Raw genomic sequence first — 14,406 nt, forward strand, 5'->3', positions numbered from 1 at the left:
CGGTCCGGTACTCAGGGCAGGCGGACCACCTGGGCGCCCCATGTGAGGCCCGCGCCGAAGCCCAGGAGCAGGGCGAGCCCGCCGCTGCCCACGGACCCCAGCTCCTTCAGGCGTGCCAGGGCGAGCGGGACCGAGGCGGCGGAGGTGTTGCCGCTGTGCACCACGTCGCGGGCCACGGTGACGTGCCCGGGCAGGTCCAGCCGCTGGGTGACGGTCTCGATCATGCGCAGGTTCGCCTGGTGCGGTACGAAGGCGTCGAGGTCGCCGGCGCCGATCCCGGCCGCTTCGAGGGCCGCCCGGGCGACCGCCGGCATCTCCTCGATGGCCCAGCGGAAGACCTCGGGGCCCGCCATCTTCATGGTGGGCCACTCCCTTCCCGGGTCGTCCCGGAACGCGTCCCAGGCGGCGTCGTGCGCGATGAGCCCCGCACGGCTGCCGTCCGAGCCCCAGACGACAGGGCCGATCCCCTCCTCGTCCTGCGGTCCGACCACCACCGCCCCCGCCCCGTCCGCGAAGAGGATCGCCGCCGACGGGTCGTCCGGTGCGACGATGTCCGTCATCCGGTCGGAGCCGATGACCGCCACGTACTGCGCCGACCCGTCGCGGACCATGGCCGAGGCGAGCGCCAGGGCGTAACAGAATCCCGCGCAGGCGGCGTTGAGATCAAAAGCGGCGGCGCGGATTCCGAGCCGGTCGGCGATCTCCGCGGAACCGCCCGGGCTCTGCTGCAGATACGACATGGAGGCCAGGATGACCGCGCCCAGCTTTCCGGGCGCGATTCCCGCGTCGGCCGCGGCCTTCCGCGCGGCTTCCACCGCCATATCGGTCACCGATTCGCCCGGGCCGGCATATCGGCGCTCGACGATGCCGGTACGGCGCTCTATCCACTCGGCGGTCCGGCCGGTGCGGGCCGCGACTTCCGCATTGCCCACGACCCGGTGCGGGCGGTACGCGCCGATGCCCAGAATTCCTACGCCGTTCACCGCAGTTCGCTGCATCAATGCGCGCATACAGGCCCCCCCAAGCCACCTCTGATGTGTCGGCGGCGAGACTATCCCCGGGTGGGTTGGAGGACGCAACCCACTGCAGCGCAGAGTGTGCGTGTTGAACGTCACGCCGGTCCGAGGATTCACTTCGGTCGTGATGCGGGTCACAAAATTTATTGCTTGCTTGGTGACGCACCGCCCTTCTACGGTCACTCGTGTGATCCAACTCGGAACAGCGAATGGCTTGTTGCCAAGGACCGAGCACCACCACAGAATTCCGCCCCTCTCCCGCATCGCCGCCGCCCGGCCGGCGGCCGGAACGGAGGGGCCATGACCAGTACCGCTTCACCGCTTTCCCCGGTGGCGCTCCTCGACCGGTCCTCCGGCGAAGGGATCGCCGCCGGAAGTCATCTGCACGGCTTCGGCGGCTTTCACGGCGGCCTGACGCTCGCGCTGCTGGCTTCGGCGATGCAGGATGCCGCAGGGGAGGTGGCACCCGGCCTCCGGCTGCAGAGCGCAACGGCGCGTTTCCTGCGGCCGATCGGCGACGACTTCCGCCTGGAGACTTCGTTGCTGCGCGCCGGGCGCACACTCACCACGCTCGGTGGCCGTGCGGTCACCGAAAAGGGTGTTCACGTAGAAGGATCGGCCGTCTTCGGGCATCCGCAGCCGGCCGACTGGCAGTCGTTCGCTCCGGCAATTCCGGATGCGCCGCCTCCGGAAGAGTGCGACGTGTTCGTCATCCCGCCCGAGTTCGTCGCCATTTCCACCTACCTGGAGATCCGCCCGGTCGGGCCCAACCGTCCCTATGCGGGCGGTGCCGAGCCCGAACTCATCGCGTGGATCAGGATCCTGGAGGACGAGCGTCCGCCGGACGCATTGCGTTTTGTGTTCCTGATGGATTCACTGGCTCCGTCGTACGCGGCGGTGCTCTCGACGCTAGCGTTGGTGCCCACGGTCGAACTCACGGTCCGGCCGGGCGCGCATCTCGCGCAGGCGTCGTCGCCGTGGATCCTGCTGCGTGCACGGACCCGCTCCGCGACCGCCGAGGGCTGGGTCGACGAGGAAATCGATGCCTGGGGCAGGGACGGGGCCCACCTGGGTTCCGCGCAACAGCTCCGCATCGTCCGTACCGGCTGACGAGGGCGACAGCCGAGGGTACGGCGCACACCATTTTCCGCGGGCCGCGCACCGGTGACACCGGTGCGGCCCGCGCACAGAACTGAAACTTCACGGGGGCGTTGTGGACCACATAGCGGGGCGGGCCCGTACCTCATCGGACGGGCTGCCCGGCATCCTCCAGCAGCGGGCCGCCGGGCCCCGGCGCACGGCCTTTCGCTTTCTCGCCGACGGCACCAGCGACGAGGCCGTCGACTGGACCTACCACGACGTGTACGAACACGCCGGCCGCATCGCCGCGGACCTGCTGGAGCGCGAACTCACCGGGCGCCGCGTGGTGCTGGCACTGGATCCCGGACTGCACTACATCGCCGCGCTCTTCGGGATATTCCGGGCCGGCGCCACCGCGGTGCCATCCTTCCCGCCCACCGGGAAACGCGCAGTGGCCCGCTTCGCCTCGATCGTCGTGGACAGCACGCCCGATGTGATCATTGCGGACCGCCGGCTGGAGGGCCGCACGGCCCAATTCGCCGCGGAACTCCCCGATACGGTGCGACCGCCGGAATGGCTGTTCGTCGACGACGCGTACTTCGACGGGCCGGCACCGGCGACCGCCGTGCCCGACGCCGTTTCCGATCCGGCGCTGCTGCAGTACACCTCGGGCTCCACCGGCGACCCCAAGGGAATCGTGCTCACCCACGAGAACCTGGTCAGCAACTGCCGCGCCCTGGAACACAACATGGGATACGAAGCCGACCGCGTCGGCTGCACCTGGCTGCCGCCCTACCACGACATGGGCCTGATGGGCACGATCATGCTCGCGGTGCACGGCGGCTGGCCCCTGGTGCTCATGTCGCCGGCGCACTTCGTCCAGCAGCCGTACCGCTGGCTGAAGGCGATCACCGACCACAAGGTCACCATTTCCGTCGGGCCCAACTTCGCTTTCGACATGTGCACTTCGAGTATCACCGATGACGAGCTGGAAACCCTCGACCTCGGCACACTGCGCCAGGTCTTCTGCGGATCAGAGCCCGTATCCAGGGTAACCCTCGACAAGTTCCGCGAGCGATTCGGGCCCCGGGGCTACGACGAGACGTCCCTCATTCCCTGCTACGGCCTGGCCGAGGCGACGCTCTACGTGTCGGGAAAGCCCACCGGAACCCCCTTGCGGACCGAACGGCTCGACAAGGAAGCCCTCGAGAACGGCGTCGTGCGCCGGGCCGGGGGAGAGGGGAAGGACGCGGAGCCCGGCCGGGTCGCGCACGTCGTCAGCTGCGGCACCGTCGCCGACGGGCACGAGGTGACCGTGGTGGACCCCGACACCCTGCTGCCGGTCCCGGCCGGCCGGGTGGGGGAGATCTGGGTGAACGGCCCCAACGTGGCCCACGGTTACCTCGGCCGCCCCGAGCTCACCGCCGCGACCTTCGCGGCGCGCACGGCGGACGGCGGCGAGGGGACCCACCTGCGCACCGGCGACCTCGGATTCCTCCTCGACGGGGAGCTGTTCATCACCGGACGCCTCAAGGACCTCGTCGTCATCGCCGGCCGCAACCTCTACCCGCAGGACATCGAGCTCAGCGTCCGCCAGGCGCACGAGAAGGTGCGCGGCTGCGCGGCCTTCTCCGTCCCCGGCGAGCAGGGCGAGGAACTGGTGGTCGCCGCCGAGTACCGCGGCACCGCACGCCAGCTGGCCGCGGAGGGGGCGGCCGTGCTGGACGCGGTGATCGCGGCGGTGACGGCCGACCACGGAGTCCGGCCCGCCGCCGTCCACTTCGGACCGGTCGGCGCGATCCCCATGACCACCAGCGGCAAGGTCCGCCGCGACGCGACCCGGAAGGCCTACGTCCGGGGGACGCTGAAGAAGCTGGCCCTGGCCGCCGACGACATGCCGCAGGCCGTGCGGTGACGGGAGCCCACCATGACGATTTCGCCTGAGTCACCCGGGGCCGCCGCGGCCGGTGCCCCGCGCGCGTCCCGCCCGGGCGCGGCCCCGCAGGCCGCGGGCGGCGACACCGACGCCTCGGCCCGCCGGCTGGCCTACCTCACGGTCGGCGTGCCCACCCTGGGCTTCGCCGGCGCGGTGGTCTTCGCCTGGAACTACGGATTCACCGGGGTCGACCTCGGCCTGCTCATCGGGATGTACCTGCTGACCTCCCTGGGCGTGGAGGGCGGCTTCCACCGCTTCTTCTCGCACCTGTCCTTCGCGGCCAAGCCGGGGGTGACCGCCTTCTGGGGCATCGCCGGCAGCATGGCCGCCCAGGGCCCGGTCGTCTTCTGGGTGGCGACCCACCGCCAGCACCACGCGTTCACCGACCGCGACGGCGACCCGCACTCGCCCCGTCCGCTGCAGGACGGGCGCAGGTTCCCCCGGCTGCGCGGCCTGTGGCACGGCCACGTCGGCTGGCTGTTCACCGTCCGCCGGCAGAACTGGAGCAAGTACGTCCCCGACCTGATGAAGAACCGGCTCGTGATGAAGATCAACGAGTACTACTTCGTCTGGGTCCTGGCCGGACTCGCCCTGCCCGCGCTGCTGGGCTGGGCGCTCACCGGCGGCAGCCTCCGCGGTGCGGTCGGCGGGCTGCTCTGGGGCGGTCTCGCCCGCATCTTTCTCCTCGACCACGTGACCTGGAGCGTCAACTCGATCGGGCACACGCTGGGCAGCCGCCCCCACCGCACCCGGGACAACAGCCGCAACGTCGCGACGCTCGCGCCCTTCTCGGTCGGTGGCTCCTGGCACAACAACCACCACGCCCAGCCCGCCCTGGCCCACAACCGGCACACCTTCTGGCAGATCGACATCGCCGGCGGGTTCATCCGGCTGCTGGACGTCCTGGGCCTGGTCACCAACGTCCGCTACCCCAAACGCGCACGGTCAGAGAGATAAGGAGCGGCCCCGTGTCTTCCGCAACCGCCGACCCGCTCGCGTCGGCGATCGTCAAGCTCGACCCCGCAAGCCGCCGCATCAAGCGGTTCTCCGCGCTCACCACGATGACGCTGCCGCTGATCGGCACCGCCGTCGCCGCCTGGTTCCTGTGGACCGGCAACTACACCACCACCGACCTGGTCATGTTCGTCGTCATGTACTTCGTGCACATGGGCGGCATCACCATCGGCTTCCACCGCTACCTCTCGCACAAGGCGTTCAAGACCTCGCCCGCGTTCGAAGCGGTCATGATGATCACCGGGTCCATGGGGGCCCAGGGCCCGCTGATGTTCTGGGTCACCACGCACCGCCGCCACCACCGCTTCAGCGACCGCGAGGGCGACCCCCACTCGCCCAACCTGCACGGCTGGAGCCTCAAGGCGCGGCTGCGCGGACTCTGGTACGCGCACATGCCGTGGATGCTCAGCGACGAGACCTCCAAGTGGAGCGTCTTCGCCCCCGACGTCCTGCGCGACCGCCGGCTGATGTGGTACCACCGCACCTACCCGGCCTGGGTCCTCACCGGCCTGCTGATCCCGGCGGTCGTCGGCTTCGCCGTGGAGCAGACGCCGATGTCGCTGCTGACCGGCCTGGTCTTCGGCGGCTTCGCGCGCATCTTCGTGGCCAACCAGGCCGCCTGGTGCGTGGGCTCGATCTGCCACGCCATCGGCAGCCGCCCCTTCGACAACAAGGACCGCAGCGCCAACAACTGGCCCGTCGCCGCCTTCACCTTCGGCGAGGGACTGCAGAACAACCACCATGCCTTCCCCGGGTCCTACCGCCACGGCGTGACCTGGTGGGAGCCGGACCTGAGCGGCTGGATCCTCTTCGGCCTCGGCAAGGTCCGCGTCGTCTGGGACCTGAGGGAACCGGACAAGGCCACCATCGAGCGCAAGCGCGCCATGAAACAGGCCGCGTAGCCGTCCGCGCCCCCGCGGCAGTGCTTCACCCGCGGTCCACCCGCGGATCCGTCCCCGGATCCACCCGCAGTGCCTTTCACCCTCGCACCAGCAGGAGCGTAACCACATGTTCGGACGCAAGAAGGACGCCCAGCAGATCTCGGGCCCGCTCACGGAGGAGTCCCTGCGCCAGTGGCTCATCGAGCACCTGGCCAAGCGGATCGAGGCGGCGCCCTCCGACATCGACACCCAGAAGTCCTTCGAGGCCTACGGACTCGACTCGCGGGTCGCCGTCCAGGTCTCCGGCGCCCTGGAGAAGGTCGTCGAGCGCCGGCTCTCGCCCGGCCTGCTCTACGAGCACCAGACCATCGACGACCTGAGCAGCTATCTGGCCCAGGAACTCAGGCTGTCCCGCCGGACCGGCTGAAGGGAACCACGACGATGGGGGCATACAACTTTCCGTCCGCTCCGGACAAGGCGTTCGAGGACTTCAAGCGCAAGTCGGAGCAGATCGAGGGCGAACGGCTCGCGGGGGCCATCCCGAGGGAGTACTTCGAACCACAGGTGGGCCGCGGCCTGCTCGGCTTCGCCGTCAGCTGGGTGCTGTACATCGGTGCGCTCGTCGGCATCGCGTTCTCGCCCCACTGGCTGCTCTGGATCCCGCTGTGGATCGTCGCCGGCCTGGGCGGCTGGGGCCTGCACTGCATCGCGCACGACTGCGGGCACGGCTCCTTCTCCCGCTCGCGCAAGTTCAACTTCGCGATCGGGCACGTCTCGCTGCTGCCGCTGATCTACCCGTTCCACGCCTGGCGGCACGTGCACAACCTGCACCACAGCCACACCAACAACCTGGAGCTGGACACCGACTGGCGCCCGGTCCCGGCGGCGCTCTACGACCGGATGCCCTGGCACGAGAAGGTCATCTACCACGGGACGCGCACCTGGGCGTTCTGGGGCGGCACCATCAACTACTGGCGCGAGTCCGGCTTCCGGCCGAGCTACTTCCCCAAGCGGGAGGCGCGCCGTGACGTCCGCCGGTCGATGGTCTTCGTCCTGGCCGTCATGGTCGCCTACTTCGTCCCGCTGATCTGGTTCACGGGCTTCACGGGCTTCCTCGTCTACTTCGTCGCCCCGTGGCTCGCGACCCACGCCTGGTTCAGCGCGACGACGCTGATGCACCACAGCTCCAGCGACATCCCGTACCTGACCAACGAGCACTGGACGCGCAACGCCAGCCGCCTGCTGGTCACCACCGACTTCGTGTACCCGAAGTGGCTGCTGTTCCTCACGCACAACATCTCCATCCACACGGCCCACCACGTCGCCCCGGTCGTCCCCTTCTACAACCTGCAGAAGGCGCAGCGGGCCCTGAAGGACGCCTACCCAGGCATGGTCCGCGAGGAGCGCGTGAAGCTCCGCCAGCTGAGCACCATCATCCGGCGGCTGCACTTCTACGACACCGAGTCGGGCTTCTACACCGACTTCAACCGGACCACGATCGCCCCGGCGGACGCCAAGCCGGTGACGGTGAAGTCGCCGTCATGACGCCCCTCGTCCTCAGAAGACTCGCCCACGCGGCCGCCGGCGTCCTCGCGCCCGGACCCGGCGGCCGCTGGGCCACCGACGTCTTCAGCCGGACCCGGGCCATCGGCACCCGGCCCGACAACGTCCTGCCGCTCGGCGCCCGCGGATTCGACATCCTCGGCAACCCCGACGTGCACGGCGGATACCTGTGGGGCGACGACGACCGTCCCACCGCGCTCCTCGTGCACGGCTGGGGGGCCGACAGCAGCAGCATGTACTCGCTGATCGGCCCGCTGCGGGAACTCGGCTACCGGGTGGCCGCGTTCGACGCGCCGGCCCACGGGGTCAACCGCGGCACGCAGGCCACCATGACGCAGTACACGGCGGCCGTCCGCGCCGCCCTGGACTCGCTCGGCGGGGCGAAGGTCGTCGTCGCCCACTCCCTGGGCTCCATCGCCGCCGTCGGCGCGGTGGCCCTGGAGGATCGGCCGGACGTCGACTGCATCGCCCTGGTCGCCCCGACCTGCACGCTGACCTCGGTGCTGGAGCGGTGGTCCAGGAGCGAGCTGATGCTCTCGCGCGCCGTCGTCGACCGCATCTACCGCGAACTGCACCGCCGCAACGGGGTGCCCGTCAGCCACTGGGACGTCGTCGGCCTCGGCCGTGAGCTCGACGTCCCGGTGCTGGCCCTGCACGACCCCGGGGACCCCGTGGTGCCGTACTGCGAAGCCGAGGCCATCGCCGCCGGCCTGCGCGACGTACGGCTCCAGCAGGCCCCGGGCCGTGGCCACATGGGGATCCTGATGTCCCCCGAAGCGAAAAGCGCCATCTCCGTGTTCGTCGCCGAACACGGAACGAGAACTGGAGAGACCATCCCGTGAGCGAAGACGTCGGGAAAAGGGCATGGATGTGCCTCGTCTGCGGCTGGGTCTACTACGAATCCCTGGGACTGCCCGAGGAGGGGATCGCGCCCGGCACGCCGTGGGAGGAGATCCCGGACGACTGGGAGTGCCCGGACTGCGGGACCACCAAGGCCGATTTCGTCATGGCACCGCTGTAGAACCGCTGTAGATCTAGGAGAAGTGACATGAGCACACCGGTGATGGACCCGGGCCGGGCGATGATGACGCTGCTGAGCCCGGCCGGGAAGCGGGACCCGTACCCGCTCTACGAGGCGCTGCGCTCCTACGGGCCGCTGCTGCCGCTCGGCCCCGGCCAGCTGGTGGTCACCGGGCACGCCGAGTGCGCCCGGGCACTGCGCGAGCCCGGGCTCCTGTCGACCGACGGGGCCGTGCAGGACACGATGATGCCCGGCTGGCGGGAGCACTCCTCCTGGGTGTGGCTCACCAAGAACATGCTCTTCAGCAACAACCCCGACCACGACCGCTACCGGCGGTTCTTCAGCGTCGGCTTCACGCCGCGCCGCATCGCCGCGCTGCAGCCGGCGGTGGAGCGGCTGATCGGCGGGCTGGTGGACCGCCTGGGCACGCTCGGCGAAGGAGGCGCCCCGGTCGACTTCATGGCCGAGTTCGCCTTCCGCGTGCCGATGGCGATCATGGGCGAGCTGCTGGGCATACCCGAGGAGGAGCAGGCGGGGTTCCGGGGCCACATCGGCGCCATCACCACCGCCCTGGAGCCCATCCAGGACCTCGCCCAGCTCCGGCCCGGCGACGCCGCCATGGAGGAACTGGCCGTCTACTTCGGCGACCTGGTCGCCAAGCGGCGGGCACAGCCCGGCGACGACCTCGTCAGCGAGATGGTCCGCCAGCTCGACACGACGGGCGGCATCAGCGAGGAGGAGCTCGTCGCCAACTTCATGCTGCTGCTGGTCGCCGGCACCGAAGCGCCGATGGACCTCATCGGCAACGCGCTGCGCCTCGCCGTGGAGCACCCGGAGTACGCCGACGCCCTGCGTAAGGACGACTCCCTCGCACCGGGCTACGTGGAGGAGGTGCTGCGCTTCGACCCCGCGGCGCAGGCCCTCAACCGCATGGCCGTCAAGGACATCGACTTCTTCGGGGTCCCGCTGACCGCGGGCACGAAGGTCACGCTCCTGATCGCCGCGGGCAACCGCGATCCGCGGCAGTACGCCGACCCCGGCACGTTCAACCCGTACCGCAAGGGCAACCACGCCCTGACCCTCAGCGGCGGCGCGCACTTCTGCCTCGGCGCGGGCCTCGCCCGCATGCAGGCGGAGATCGCCCTCCCGGCGGTCCTGCGCCGCTTCCCGGCGATCGCTCTGGCGAGCGAGCCGACGTTCCGCGACCAGCTGGTCCAGCGGGGCTTCGCGACGCTTCCGGTGACGCTGGGCTGAACGCCGCGACGCCGGGCCGGCGGTGCCGTACTCACCTCAGGTGGGCCCGGCACCGCCGGTTGCGTTTGCCGGTGGCCGAGCACCGCGGCGGCGGCTTCACGGGTGCGGGGCACCAGAATTCGGTGGGGTCCGTACCGGCTTTCGTGCCCCGCACACTCCCTCCGCCGCCGCGGTGTGCAACCACGACGGCGGATTCCGGCGGTGCCGTGCCCGCCTCAGGCGGGACCGGCACCGCCGGTTGCGTCGTTGGTGGTTGAGCGCCGCGGCGGCGGGATCGAAGGTGCGGAACACCAGGGCTCGGTACGGGCTCGGTGCCGACCCTCGTGCCCTGGCACATTCCGTCCGCCGCAGCGGTGTGCAACCGCGACGGTGGAGCTCGGCGGTGCCGGGCGGGCGCCTCGGGTGGGCCGGCGGTGCCGGGCGGGTACCGGTCGTACCGGGGGCGGACCCTGCCGTCAGCCGGATGCGGGGCGCGGCGGATGATGGCTCGGTGAAGCAACAACCCGCGCGCTGCAACCTCTGGTCGCCCCCCACGTTCGTCACGGCGACCGGGGCACTCGTGGCGGAGGCGGCCCTCGCGATCGGCGTGTTCGTCCTCTGGTCGGTGGTGCAACCGGATGCCGCCCCGAGCCCCGGCGGTGCCGGTGATCCCTCCGAGGACGACAGCGGTGCCCTGGGCCTGATCGTCATCCCGTTCGTCCTGGCCGTCTGGACCCTCGTGGCGGCCGTCCTCGCCGCCGCGCTGGTCGTCCCCGCCGCCGGGCTCGCCCGGTGGGCGGGAAGCCGGACGGGCCGTGCCGGCGACCGCTGGTGGGTGCCCGTCACCGCGGCGTGCGTCGCCGCACCCGCGGTCCTGGTCGCGGTCCTCGTGTCGGGTCACGCCGGCGTCCTCGCCGAGCACCCGGTGACGTGCCTGTGGTGGTGGGCGGGGGTGACCGCCGCCGTCGTCCCCGCGGGTCTCCTCACCCTGGTCGCGGACGACCGCGCCGCTTCGGGACGCCCGCGCTGGCGGCTGCCGCTGTGGCTGCTGGGCGGCGGCTGCGGGGCACCGCTCGCCGCTCTCGTGCTCGTGACCGTGGTGGGGCTGCTCGTCTACGCCGTCACCGGCTGACGCCGCCCCGCCCCGCCCCGAACCCGTCCCGCACGCCCCGCCTCCACCCGCCACCCGGATCCGACACCCCATCAGTACGGCTGCACCAGGCCATTTCAGGCCGGTGCGGCCGTACTGCCGTATGGGCGCCGTGACGCCTACATCACACCGACACGCCCCGGGGGACGCTGTATGCTCACGTGAGTTGGAAAAGCCAACTCACTAGCGAGGAGAGCGATGACTCAGACTGCCGCCGGACAGGCGGGCAGCGTGACGAAGCCCGCCTTCGGCCCGGTGTTCGCCGTCGTTGTAGCCGGGGTTGCGATGTCCAACCTCGACATGTTCATCGTCAACGTCGCCCTGCCCGACATCGGCGCCCAGTTCTCCGGGTCCTCGCTGGCATCGCTGTCGTGGATCCTCAACGCCTACGCGGTGATCTTCGCCGCGCTGCTCGTCCCCGCCGGCAGCCTCGCCGACCGCACCAGCCCCCGGAACGCCTACCTGCTCGGCATCGCGGTCTTCACCGTCGCCTCCGCGCTGTGCGCCGTCGCGCCGGGCGTCTGGCTGCTGGTCGCGGCCCGCGTGGTGCAGGCCGTCGGCGCGGCCATGCTCATCCCCTCCTCGCTGGGCCTGCTGCTGGCCGCCGCGCCGCCGGAGAAGAGGATCCCCGCGGTCCGCGCCTGGACGGCCATCAGCGGCCTGGCCGCCGCCCTCGGCCCCGTCATCGGCGGCCTGCTCACCCAGCTCGACTGGCGCTGGGTCTTCCTCGTCAACCTGCCGATCGGCGTCTTCGCCCTCCTCCTCGGCGCCAAGGTCCTGCCGCGCATCGCGGCCCGCCCGGCCGCGGCCCGGCTGGACCTGCTCGGCGCGGCCCTGCTCACCCTGGGCATCGCGGTCCTGGCCCTGGGCCTGGTCAAGAGCGAGGACTGGGGCTGGACTTCGGGCAAGGTGCTCGGCTCGCTCCTGGTCGCCGTCCTCCTGCTGGCCGCCTTCGTCTACAGCTCCTCGCGCCACGCCTCGCCCATCCTCCCGCTGGGCCTGCTGAGGATCCCCGCCGTCGGGCCCTCGACCTTCGCGAACCTCCTGTTCGCCGTGTCGTTCGGCGCGATGCTGCTCTCGGCGGTGCTGTGGTGCCAGCAGGTGTGGCACTGGTCGCCGCTGAAGACCGGCCTCGCCATCGCGCCCGGACCGGTCCTCGTCCCCGCCTTCGCGATGGGCGTGGGCCCCGTCATCAAGAAGTTCGGCTCCGCGGCGGTCTCCGCGGTCGGCTGCGTGCTCTTCGGCGCCGGCATCGGCTGGTGGATCTACCGGCTCGACACCGCGCACGAGTACGCCGCGGGCCTGCTCCCGGGCATGCTGCTCACGGGCGTCGGCGTGGGCATGGTCGTCCCGACCCTCGTGGGCGCCGCCGTCTCCGCGCTGCCGCCGCAGAGCTTCTCCACGGGTTCGGCCGTCGTCACCATGGCCCGTCAGGTCGGCTCCGTGCTGGGCGTGGCCCTGCTGGTGGCCTTCATCGGCGCGCCCTCCGGCGCGGACGACGCCGTCACGGCCTTCGACCACGGATGGGCCTTCATCCTGGCCGCCACGGCCGCCGCGGCCCTCGCGTGCCTGTTCATCCCCCGCCCCAAGCCAGCCGCGTAATGCCCTGACGCTCACAGGACAGCGCGGCACACGAGCCGGGCGGTCCGCGCAGACACCCCCGACTGCGCGTGACCGCCCGGCATTTTTCTTCCCGAAATCCCCGATTCTGCGTCAGGAGTGATTCACATCACAGTGGGGCGGAGCGAGAAGTTCCGGCCTGTGACCGCCGGTTCTGCGGTCCGGGCCCCATGGATCATGGCCGGAACCGCGCGGCGGCAGGATTCCGGTTTGCCTCCGGGGCCGGAAGCCCCCTCCGGTTCCGGGCGGGTGAGGCGGTGTTGAGGTGAGGGGTGAAGCGGGCATACGGTCTGTTTCCCTGTGGTGAGGGCACCACCGGCCCCGGCTCGCATAGATTTATCTGCCGCGAGACGCCCATAGATCCGGGCAAGGGTGGCCAGCCGCCCAAAACGGTCAGTCTCCGAGCTCAAACCGGCATATGTTCCGGCCATTGCCCCCCGGCATATTGCGCGGGGTTCGCCGGGTGCTGTTTTCTTGCGTCCAGATAATCAGCCACCTGGGGGTATCGCCGATTATGGCAATCAAGATCAACCCGGCGCGATTCAGTCAGTTCGGCCCGGCCGAGGGAAGCATCTTCTGCCTGATCACCAATCAGGAGATGGTGCAGGAATTCGAGATCGTCAGGGATGCCCCCTACGCGGAGTACCGGACGATCATTTTGAAGCCGGGCGACGACTTCGAGAAGATGCTCGCCGATGAAACGGTTCCGCAGAATTCCCATTCGCTGGTCATCTCGCCCTACCGGTTCTTCGAGTCCCCTTCCGAGGAGGCGCTCGGCCCGCGCCGCAAGCTGATGGGCATGGCGTGCAACTCGACGCCCACGGACCTGAGCATCATCCGCCACTTCATCGGGGTCATCGAGCGCACCTCGGCCCAGGAGCAGGCGGAGTTCAGCGACCGCTTCTTCGAACTCGCCGAAACCACCGACCACTTGGTGTACGTCGACGAACGGCATGGCACCCGCGCCGTCCTGGACCACCTCGCCGACGACCTGGTCTGGAATCAGCAGGCCGGCCCCCTTGAATGGGGCGAGCAGCAGATCGTACCCTCGGGTGAGATCAGCGTCCTGCCGATGCAGATCGTCGAGTTCGACGAATCGCTGCACCTCCCGCTCGAAGGCAGCATCGCGTTCCGCGGCTTCCCCATCCTGCACAACGGAACGCCCTCCTTCCTCCGCAAGGACCAGGCCCGCCTGCAGGGCAAGCTGGCCGGGCTGGAGCACGAGGCGGTCGTGGCCGACGTGCACAAGGGAGCGATCACCTCGCTCCGGCCGTTCCGGCCCGCCGGCGCCCCGGTCGCCGAGGTCTTCGAGGCGATGTTCGAGATCGACTCCCGCTACACCCTGGTCTGGGAGATCGGTCACGCCCTCAACACCAGCCTGGACATCGTCCGGGGCAACCACGCGATGAACGAGGTCTACGGCGGCGACCGGGGCTGCCTGCACTGGGGGCTGGGGCTCACCCCCTTCACCCAGTACCACCTCGACATCATCTCGCCCGACACCACCGTCTACACCGAGAGCGGTGAAGTGGTGCTCGGCAACAAAGGCGGCGCCCCGAGCGTCCGCATCGCACCGGCCGCCTGATCGGCCGGCCGCGGACGCGGCGGGAGCGCGAAATCCTCAAGGACGGGAGGTGATTCCCCATGAAGAAGACCATCAAGGTTCGCAAGAACAGCAACTACCTCGGGACCCTGCTGGGCTAATCGCCCGGTGACCCGGCCGGATCCGAGCCAATGGAGGGTGGTGAGTTCCCGTGAAGAAGACCATCAAGGTCCGTAAGAACAGCAACTACCTGGGGACCCTGCTGGGCTGATTGCCCCGCAGCCCATCCGAAAACAATGGCCATTGGCGGGAGGTGAGTTCCCATGAAGAAGACCATCAAGGTTCGCAA

The 14,406-nt window shown here is 70.2% G+C and carries 13 protein-coding genes; 12 read left to right on the top strand and 1 reads right to left on the bottom strand.

From position 1 onward, the window contains the following. Window positions 1-11 precede the first annotated feature (11 nt). Window positions 12-998, bottom strand: a complete 987-nt coding sequence (locus NQU55_RS06930) for a beta-ketoacyl-ACP synthase 3 (RefSeq protein WP_240976653.1) — start codon at window positions 996-998, stop codon at window positions 12-14. 318 nt (window positions 999-1,316) lie between these two features. Here NQU55_RS06930 and NQU55_RS06935 point away from each other — a divergent pair, with 318 nt between their 5' ends. The 12 genes from NQU55_RS06935 to NQU55_RS06990 all read left to right on the top strand — a co-directional run bounded on the left by NQU55_RS06935 (window position 1,317) and on the right by NQU55_RS06990 (window position 14,099). Then, entirely contained in the window at window positions 1,317-2,126 is an 810-nt protein-coding gene (locus NQU55_RS06935) for a thioesterase family protein (protein WP_206329691.1), read from the top strand. Window positions 2,127-2,229: 103 nt separating this feature from the next. After that, a complete protein-coding gene (locus NQU55_RS06940) occupies window positions 2,230-4,011 on the top strand; it encodes a fatty acyl-AMP ligase (protein WP_256790043.1) in 1,782 nt (593 codons plus the stop codon). A gap of 12 nt (window positions 4,012-4,023) precedes the next feature. Continuing rightward, window positions 4,024-4,989, top strand: a complete 966-nt coding sequence (locus NQU55_RS06945) for an acyl-CoA desaturase (protein ID WP_168094482.1) — start codon at window positions 4,024-4,026, stop codon at window positions 4,987-4,989. Window positions 4,990-5,000: 11 nt separating this feature from the next. Next, window positions 5,001-5,948, top strand: coding sequence for an acyl-CoA desaturase (locus tag NQU55_RS06950; protein ID WP_256790044.1), 948 nt, complete (start codon window positions 5,001-5,003; stop codon window positions 5,946-5,948). Between the two features lie 106 nt (window positions 5,949-6,054). Beyond that, window positions 6,055-6,354, top strand: coding sequence for an acyl carrier protein (locus NQU55_RS06955; RefSeq protein WP_168094481.1), 300 nt, complete (start codon window positions 6,055-6,057; stop codon window positions 6,352-6,354). Between the two features lie 14 nt (window positions 6,355-6,368). Then, complete coding sequence (locus NQU55_RS06960; RefSeq protein WP_168094480.1) at window positions 6,369-7,472, top strand: fatty acid desaturase; 1,104 nt, start codon at window positions 6,369-6,371, stop codon at window positions 7,470-7,472. After that, window positions 7,469-8,332, top strand: coding sequence for an alpha/beta fold hydrolase (locus tag NQU55_RS06965; protein WP_168094479.1), 864 nt, complete (start codon window positions 7,469-7,471; stop codon window positions 8,330-8,332). Before NQU55_RS06960 ends, NQU55_RS06965 begins: the two co-directional genes overlap by 4 nt. Further along, window positions 8,329-8,511 carry a rubredoxin gene (locus tag NQU55_RS06970; protein ID WP_372504645.1) on the top strand — a complete coding sequence of 61 codons (183 nt, stop codon included), beginning with the start codon at window positions 8,329-8,331 and terminating at the stop codon, window positions 8,509-8,511. Before NQU55_RS06965 ends, NQU55_RS06970 begins: the two co-directional genes overlap by 4 nt. Before the next feature lie 27 nt (window positions 8,512-8,538). Continuing rightward, window positions 8,539-9,765 (top strand): cytochrome P450, encoded by a 1,227-nt coding sequence (locus tag NQU55_RS06975; protein ID WP_256790046.1) that lies wholly within the window; start codon window positions 8,539-8,541, stop codon window positions 9,763-9,765. A 490-nt stretch (window positions 9,766-10,255) separates the two neighbouring features. Beyond that, window positions 10,256-10,876, top strand: a complete 621-nt coding sequence (locus tag NQU55_RS06980) for a hypothetical protein (protein ID WP_168094496.1) — start codon at window positions 10,256-10,258, stop codon at window positions 10,874-10,876. A 216-nt stretch (window positions 10,877-11,092) separates the two neighbouring features. Then, window positions 11,093-12,496, top strand: a complete 1,404-nt coding sequence (locus tag NQU55_RS06985) for an MFS transporter (protein ID WP_168094497.1) — start codon at window positions 11,093-11,095, stop codon at window positions 12,494-12,496. 532 nt (window positions 12,497-13,028) lie between these two features. Next, window positions 13,029-14,099, top strand: coding sequence for a hypothetical protein (locus tag NQU55_RS06990; protein ID WP_206329698.1), 1,071 nt, complete (start codon window positions 13,029-13,031; stop codon window positions 14,097-14,099). The last annotated feature ends 307 nt before the right edge of the window (window positions 14,100-14,406 follow it).

The organism is Streptomyces telluris, from assembly GCF_024519335.1.
GTDB classification, from domain to species: domain Bacteria; phylum Actinomycetota; class Actinomycetes; order Streptomycetales; family Streptomycetaceae; genus Streptomyces; species Streptomyces telluris.